This window comes from Algiphilus sp. (genome assembly GCF_023145115.1).
Lineage (GTDB): Bacteria > Pseudomonadota > Gammaproteobacteria > Nevskiales > Nevskiaceae > Algiphilus.
Window position 1 is genome coordinate 21,528 of the sequence record NZ_JAGLEJ010000054.1, and the last position, 6,362, is coordinate 27,889.

Here is a 6,362-nt window from a genome sequence, read left to right on the forward strand (position 1 = left end):
ACGTCGATGCAGATCCGCAAGCTGCTGGTCGCCAACCGGTCCGAGATCGCCATCCGGATCATGCGCGCGGCCTCCGAGCTCGATATCCGTACGGTCGCGATCTATGCGCGCGAGGACCGCTTTTCACTGCATCGCTTCAAGGCCGACGAGAGCTATCTGGTGGGCGAGGGCGCCAAGCCCATCGCGGCCTACCAGGACATCGCGGACATCATCCGGATCGCCAAGCAGGCCGGCGTCGACGCCATCCATCCGGGCTACGGCTTCCTGTCCGAGAGCCCCGAGTTCGCGGAAGCCTGCGCCAATGCGGGCATCGCCTTCATCGGGCCGACGCCCGAGGTCATGCGCACGCTCGGCAACAAGATCGCCGCGCGCGAGTTCGCCGAGAAGGCCGGCGTGCCGGTCATGCCGGCCAGCGCCGCGCTGCCCGAGGACATGGCGGAGGTGCTGCGCATCGCCAACGACATCGGCTACCCGCTCATGCTCAAGGCGAGCTGGGGCGGCGGCGGCCGCGGCATGCGCATCGTCGAGAACGACGCCGACGTCGAGGCCTCGGTGCCGGTCGCGCGGCGCGAGGCGCAGTCGGCCTTCGGCAACGGCGAGGTCTACTTCGAGAAGCTGGTGCGCCGCGCGCGCCACGTCGAGGTCCAGCTGCTGGGCGATACCCACGGCAATCTCGTGCACCTCTTCGAGCGCGACTGCTCGGTGCAGCGGCGCAACCAGAAGGTGGTCGAGCGCGCGCCGGCGCCGTTCCTGACCGAGACCCAGCGCGAGGAGCTGTGCAATGCCGCCCTCCGGCTGGGCGAGGCGGTGGGCTACACCCACGCCGGCACGGTCGAGTTCCTCATGGACGCGGACACCGATGCCTTCTACTTCATCGAGGTCAATCCGCGCATCCAGGTCGAGCACACCGTCACCGAGCAGATCACCGGCGTCGACATCGTCAAGGCGCAGATCCACGTCACCGAAGGCGCACGCATCGGCGACGAGCACTGCGGCGTGCCGGTGCAGGAGAACATCATCCGTCACGGCAGCGCGCTCCAGTGCCGCGTGACCACCGAGGACCCCGAGAACGACTTCCGCCCCGACTACGGGCGGCTGGGCGTCTACCGCAGCGCCGCCGGCTTCGGCGTGCGTCTTGACGCGGGCACGGCCTACTCCGGCGCCGTCATCACGCCGTTCTACGACTCGCTGCTGGTGAAGGTCACGGCCTGGGCCGCGACCGGCGAGGAGGCCATCCACCGCATGGACCGCGCGCTGCGCGAGTTCCGCATCCGCGGGCTGGCCAGCAACCTGCCGTTCCTCGAGAACGTCATCAATCACCCGACCTTCCAGAGCGGCGCGGCCACCACCCGCTTCATCGACGAAACGCCGGAGCTGTTCCACTTCGCGAAGCGTCGCGACCGCGCCACCCGCCTGCTGCAGTTCATCGGCGAGGTCACGGTCAACGGCAACCCGGAGATGAAGGGCCGCACGCCGCTGGCCGAGCGCCCGCCCGAGCCGATCATGCCGAAGGCCGACCTGTCGCTGCCGCCCCAGCCGGGCGCGCGCGACAAGCTCCTGGAACTGGGCCCGGAGGGCTTCGCGCAGTGGATGCTGGAGCAGCCGCAGGTGCTGCTCACCGACACCACCATGCGCGACGCGCACCAGTCGCTGTTCGCCACCCGCATGCGCAGCTACGACATGCGCGCCATCGCGCCGTACTACGCGCGCCTGCTGCCGCAGATGTTCTCGATGGAATGCTGGGGCGGCGCGACCTTCGACGTCGCCATGCGCTTCCTGCGCGAGGACCCGTGGCAGCGCCTGCACGAGCTGCGCACGGCGATGCCCAACCTGCTGCTGCAGATGCTGCTGCGCGCCTCCAACGCGGTCGGCTACACCAACTATCCCGACAACGTCGTGCGCCAGTTCGTGCAGCAGGCGGCCAGCAACGGCATCGACCTGTTCCGCGTCTTCGATGCGCTGAACGCGGTCGACAACATGCGCGTCGCCATCGACGCGGTGCGCGAGACCGGCGCGCTCTGCGAGGCCGCCATCTGCTACACCGGCGACCTGCACGACGACGCGCGGCCCAAGTACAAGCTCGACTACTACCTGCGGCTGGCCAAGGAGATGGAGGCCGCCGGCGCGCACGTCATCGGCATCAAGGACATGGCCGGCGTCTGCAAGCCCGAGGCGGCGCGCACGTTGGTCAGGGCGCTCAAGGACACCGTGGGGCTGCCGGTGCACTTCCACACCCACGACACCAGCGGCATCAGCGCCGCCAGCGTGCTGGCGGCCGTCGAGGCGGGCGCGGATGCGGTGGATGGCGCCATGGACGCGCTCAGCGGTCTGACCTCGCAGCCCAACCTCGGCTCGGTGGCGGCGGCGCTGCGCGGCGGCCCGCGCGACCCCGGCGTCAGCACCGAGGCCATGCGCGCCATCTCGCAGTACTGGGAAGGCGTGCGCCGTTACTACGGCGCCTTCGAGCCCGACATCCGCTCCGGCACCGCCGACGTCTACCGCCACGAGATGCCGGGCGGCCAGTACACCAACCTGCGCGAGCAGGCGCGCGGCCTGGGCCTGGAATCGCGCTGGCCGGAGGTCGCGCAGGCCTATGCCGACGTCAACCAGCTGTTCGGCGACATCGTCAAGGTGACACCCACCTCGAAGGTGGTCGGCGACATGGCGCTGTTCATGATCGCCAACAACCTCACCCCCGAGGACGTGCTCGACCCCGAGCGCGACATCGCCTTCCCGGAGTCGGTGGTGTCGCTCTTCAAGGGCGAGCTCGGCTTTCCGGAGGACGGCTTTCCGTCGGCCCTGCAGAAGAAGGTGCTGGCGGGCGCCGCGCCGCTGGAGGGCCGGGCGGGGGGCATCCTGCCCTCGGCCGATCTCGACGCCGAGCGCGAGAAGATCGCCGAGAAGGATCCGGACAGCCCAATCACCGACGCCGATCTGGCATCCCACCTGATGTATCCGAAGGTGTATGCCGGTTTCGCCGAGCATCGCCGGACCTACGGCGATGTCTCCGTGCTGCCGACCCCGGTGTTCTTCGAAGGGCTGAAGGAGAACGAGGAAATCTCGGTCGACCTCGAGCCCGGCAAGACGCTCCTCATCCGCCTGCTCGGCCGCACCGATTCGCCGGAGCAGGGCACCGCCAAGATCTTCTTCGAGCTCAACGGCCAGCCCCGCACCACGCGCGTGCCGCTGGCCGGCTCCGAGGGGCCGGCCGAGGTGCGCGTCGCCGAGCCCGGCAACCCGGCCCACGTCGGCGCGCCCATGCCCGGCATGGTGGCGTCGGTCAGCGTCGAGCCCGGCAGGAAGGTGCGCAAGGGCGAGGCGCTGCTGTCCATCGAGGCCATGAAGATGGAAACCCAGATCCGCGCCGAGCGCGACGGCGAAGTGGCCGAAGTGCTGGTCAAGAGCGGCGTCACCGTCAACGCGCAGGACCTGCTGCTGGTCTACAAGGACTGACGCGCATCCGCCGCCGGGGGTGAAACGAACCATGGAGTAGGGTTACGCTCCGGAACATGACACCGGATGACCCGACGCTCCAGGCAGCGATGGCGGACCTGCAGAAGGCCCGCCGCGTCCTCGTCATCACCGGCGCCGGCATTTCGGCCGACTCCGGGCTGCCCACCTACCGCGGGGTGGGCGGCCTCTACGACCGCGACCTCACCGAGGAAGGCATCCCCATCGAGGAAGCGCTGTCCGGCGGCATGATGCGCACCTGCCCCGAGATCACCTGGAAATACATCCACCAGATCGAATCCAATGCCCGCGGCGCCGGCTTCAATGCCGCCCACAAGGCCCTGGCGGACATGGAACGCCGCTTCGAGCGCTTCACCGTCCTCACCCAGAACGTCGACGGCTTCCACCGCGATGCCGGCAGCCGCGACGTCATCGAGATCCACGGCAACATCCACCAGCTGCACTGCACGCGCTGCGACGCCGCCGAGTGGGTCGAGAACTTCGCTCACCTGAACCGGATCCCGCCCAGCTGCGAAACATGCGGTGCCATGGTCCGCCCGCGCGTCGTCCTCTTCGACGAATGGCTGCCCGAAGACGCCATGGACCGCCTCGAACGCGCCATGGCCGAAGGCGTGGACTTCGTCATGAGCATCGGCACCACCGCCGGATTCCCCTACATCGCGGCGCCGGTCATCCACGCGGTCCGGCAAGGCGCGCCAACGCTGGAAATCAACCCGGGGGAGAGCGAGATATCTGCGCTGGTGCGGTACCGGCTGCAGGCGAGGAGTATCGATGTGTTACCAGCACTTGCGGCAGGGCTCGGCGTATGTGTGAACTGATGCCGCATCGCGTCATGCTGATTCAGCATACTGATTCAAAAGATAGATTTTTGCGCCGCCCAGGTACGCTGTTGTGGGATTACGAAGCGCGCAGAATAATTGAATGATCGAGCGTGCTATCTAATTACTGCCAGCTGTCTTGAGGTAGCCGCCAGCATCTACCGGCACCTCAATGAGATCTACGGAAAAGCTCATGTCTTTGCCACCTGAAATACAACAAATCCGTGAGGGGGCGCTGAAGGCTCTTGGCGACGTTGAGCCAGCTGGCTCGCCGGTGACTGGCGATGAACCGCGCGGGTTAATGCTGTCCTCTCGAACGGATGGCGGGCAAAGTCTTCCCGCGTACTACCTCGTATATTTCCTGCTCGTTGACCTTCTTGCTTTCCCGCACATGGGAAAGTGGGAAAAGAGCGCTTGGACCGTGCCCATTCGATATCGAGGGCGACTCTATGGGATCGAGCATCGCAAACTTGGCCTTGGCGTATTCGCACCAAGTTTGGACCCGAACGCGACAAGAAGCGGTCGCCCGACTGACGGTCAGGAGGCGGATGCCAGGGAGATAACCGCGCTGATTCAGAAAGCGATAACGATTGCGAAGCCTTACTTCGAATGGCGCGCCGAGCAAGCCGCTTCGGGAAATCAGATTAATGTCTCCAACAAGAATGCGTCGCTTTTCGAGCGATATGAATTCTTTCGTGACCGGTGTCGAACTCTAAGCAAGGAGGCGGAGGCCAGGAAGGACGAACATCGTTTTGCAAAGCAGGTTCTGGGAGATGGCACGGAGGTCACCAGTGGCTTCTATCCTTCCTTCTCACTACGCAGAGAGGCTGAATGGAACGCGCAGGCAGCCATTGAAGCATTCTTCAGCTGGACGGAGCACGCCTTTATTCATTTTGCCATTCTTCAAGGGTGCCTGCGCACGGGCGACGATGTAGCCCAACTCGCCGAATCTGATTGGAAGAAAAAGTTCAAGGCAGCTTTGGATTTAACGGACAAGGCAACAAAGGCGCACTACGATACGCTACTGGACATCAGGGCACAGCTCCGCAACTTCCTAGCGCACGGATCCTTCGGGAAGCGCGGTGAAGCATTCCATTTTCATTCCAGCGCTGGGGCCGTGCCAGTTTTGCTCACTGACGATCAACGGCATCGATACGCCCTCACCGGGGAACCCGCATTCGACGAATCGTGGGCACTGGGCGAGATTGAAGCGTTCTTGGAGCATTTGTGGTCGGGCCCTCTCGAGCCCGCCAAGCATCATCTATTCAGTAGCCTTCCAAGCATTCTTACTTATGTCGCAGATGGCACATACGAGCGCGCGATGGAGTCGGACGAATCAATGAGGGAGTTTGTTGAATATCTGACGCATGAATTCGATAATGCGGTAAATATGGATTGGTGAGTACACTGAGGCAGGACCAAAAGATAACTAGCAATCGGCTGCACGACGACCGATTTCCGCCGCTTCGCGGCCCCAAACCGGCGCGTGAGCCGGGCGTTATGTGTAAGGAGGTGTGGAGAGTGCATTTAGGTTAGCGGGTAGCGGTATGGGTTCGAATCCCATCCCTCTTGCCTTGTCCCTAGCTGTCGGTACTTCGTTGATCGGTCTCAATTACCTGAAGAACCGTGTGCTAACAACATCGGAGCCAGGCCACTATCCTGGCAAGGAGGATAGCGATATGGGGAAAGCTGCGATTTACGCCAAATGCGTGATGGCTTCAGTAGCTGAAGTAGCAACGGCGCTGGGGGCAAGCCTGGCGGCCTCGGTTGGGCCGCTATCCTAAGTGCACTCTACTCATAGCCAGCAAAGGCACCCGGAAACCTTCAACGCCGGTGTTTACGGACGTTAGATATCGGGGGAAGTAGTGCGTGGATGAGATCAAAAAGTTCTTTTTTCAAGAAGCCATGTGCTCCCTCATTCTCGGAGGAGCGGCAAGTGCCCTGGTGGCCGCATTCTCTGGAGTTGAGGCTCTTCTTGATTTTATGGGCGCCATCAACCCACCCAAGGAGTTTCTTTTCTTATCATTGGCGCTTTTGGCTTTGCCACACTGACCTGCCTGCCTTTATCGGCCC

Annotated in this window: 4 protein-coding genes; all 4 read left to right on the forward strand. The window is 64.1% G+C overall.

Going from position 1 to position 6,362, the window contains the following annotated elements; translation table 11 throughout:
- Window positions 1-6: 6 nt before the first annotated feature.
- Entirely contained in the window at window positions 7-3,453 is a 3,447-nt protein-coding gene (locus KAH28_RS17140; protein ID WP_290578768.1) for a pyruvate carboxylase, read from the forward strand.
- 56 nt (window positions 3,454-3,509) lie between these two features.
- Window positions 3,510-4,289, forward strand: coding sequence for an NAD-dependent protein deacylase (locus KAH28_RS17145; RefSeq protein WP_290578771.1), 780 nt, complete (start codon window positions 3,510-3,512; stop codon window positions 4,287-4,289).
- 193 nt (window positions 4,290-4,482) lie between these two features.
- Entirely contained in the window at window positions 4,483-5,691 is a 1,209-nt protein-coding gene (locus KAH28_RS17150; protein ID WP_290578772.1) for a hypothetical protein, read from the forward strand.
- A gap of 467 nt (window positions 5,692-6,158) precedes the next feature.
- A complete protein-coding gene (locus tag KAH28_RS17155; protein ID WP_290578774.1) occupies window positions 6,159-6,341 on the forward strand; it encodes a hypothetical protein in 183 nt (60 codons plus the stop codon).
- Window positions 6,342-6,362 lie beyond the last annotated feature (21 nt).

What these genes read in the sequence shown, in the direction of transcription:
- KAH28_RS17140 (WP_290578768.1), top strand. Translation starts at nt 7, where the DNA reads ATGCAGATCCGCAAGCTGCTGGTCGCCAACCGGTCCGAGATCGCCATC.
- KAH28_RS17145 (WP_290578771.1), top strand. Translation starts at nt 3,510, where the DNA reads ATGACACCGGATGACCCGACGCTCCAGGCAGCGATGGCGGACCTGCAG.
- KAH28_RS17150 (WP_290578772.1), top strand. Translation starts at nt 4,483, where the DNA reads ATGTCTTTGCCACCTGAAATACAACAAATCCGTGAGGGGGCGCTGAAG.